Here is a 478-nt window from a genome sequence, read left to right as displayed (position 1 = left end):
GATCTGCTCCTGTACTAGAAGATGCCCCTGCAATGCTTTTTCCCTGATAAAAATATTCTACAAAAGGGGCGCCTGAAGGATAATTTTTGGGACCAGATAGACCTGCATTCCAATCAAATGTATCTTTGGGCTGACAGCTGACAAATAAACCAATGATTAAAAAACAGTATATAAAAAAACTAGTTTTTGGGCGCATAAATTTCTCTTTTAAATTATTTTTCTTGCCAATAATCTAATTCTGGAAACACAATAGGTTCTCTGCCTTCCCATTTAGGAAATATGAAATCTTTGGGTAAAGAATACTTTGAAACTTCATATTTCCTTTTTCTTGTCTTTTCGACATTTAATTTAGCTGCTCTGAATTTCATTAGTTCAATTTTTTCTTTAAAATTTTCAATCCATATCCTTCCAAATGTGTATGGTTTATTTTCTGAAACTTTATCCATTCCTACAGTAAGAAATACATTATTGCCGTATT

2 protein-coding genes are annotated in these 478 nt (G+C 32.0%); both read right to left on the bottom strand.

Going from position 1 to position 478, the window contains the following annotated elements:
• Positions 1-196 (bottom strand): hypothetical protein (locus tag ACHRV0_RS21595; protein WP_395442508.1); only part of this gene is annotated, 196 nt, incomplete at its 3' end.
• A gap of 16 nt (positions 197-212) precedes the next feature.
• The coding region (locus tag ACHRV0_RS21590) for a hypothetical protein (protein WP_395442506.1) at positions 213-478 on the bottom strand (266 nt) is incomplete at its 5' end.

This window comes from Flavobacterium sp. FlaQc-30 (assembly GCF_044005885.1).
Lineage (GTDB): Bacteria > Bacteroidota > Bacteroidia > Flavobacteriales > Flavobacteriaceae > Flavobacterium.
The sequence above is the reverse complement of the archived record's forward strand: the minus strand, read 5'-3'. Positions and strand labels throughout refer to the sequence as shown.